The sequence below is a fragment of the Sphingobium sp. genome (genome assembly GCF_033795625.1).
GTDB lineage: Bacteria > Pseudomonadota > Alphaproteobacteria > Sphingomonadales > Sphingomonadaceae > Sphingobium.
Genome location: NZ_JARYGI010000129.1, coordinates 1 through 669 on the forward strand (window position 1 = coordinate 1; position 669 = coordinate 669).

A 669-nucleotide genomic window follows, 5' to 3' on the forward strand; every position below is an offset into this window, starting at 1 on the left:
GCATTCTGGTCTCGACGTCGCCGATTAGGTCGAGAGCACGGCGCCAGTTGCCGTGCCAGAGGAAGTCCCGAACTCGCTCGAGAGTGGCGACGGCCACGTCTTTATCCGTCTCGGATGGGGGCGGCAATCCGCGCGCGATCTGCTGCATGACCGTCACCCGCATGGCGATGTGGAAATAGTCGAGGACATGCTCGGCGTTCGGCCGCATGTCCCATTGAAGATTGCGGACGTTCCTGCCACCATCGGACATGAAGGTGATCTCACGGTCCATCCCGACGCCTTGCTCCAGCAGCAATTCATGAAGGCGACGACGCGGCCTGTCGTCATGTCCGACCACGAAGCCGAACCGGCGCGTTGGCTCGCTAATTTCGCCATCCTCGCCCGGATCGACGACGGACTTACCCACGATCACCTCGAAATTGTTCGGCCGATCGTACCATGATCGTACATAGCCTCCATCGATCCCGACAGTGACAGGCGGTCCTGGCAGCGGACCATCGGTCCAGTCCGCCTCGCAGCCTTCGATGAAACAGCGTCGCTCGGTGCCAAGCTCGGCTTCCAAACGCTCCGCGACGCGTAGGGTGTCCTGCCGGGCTCTGTTGCAAAAATCGTGAAGCTTGAGCATGCTTGGCGGAGATTGAACGGATGGAGCGATGACGGATTTCAAGT

At 60.5% G+C, this 669-nt stretch carries 1 pseudogene; it reads right to left on the reverse strand.

Annotation, left to right across the window (positions count from 1 at the left end):
• Nucleotides 1-562, reverse strand: a pseudogene (locus QHC67_RS18980) (ISKra4 family transposase); the annotation flags it as partial.
• Nucleotides 563-669 lie beyond the last annotated feature (107 nt).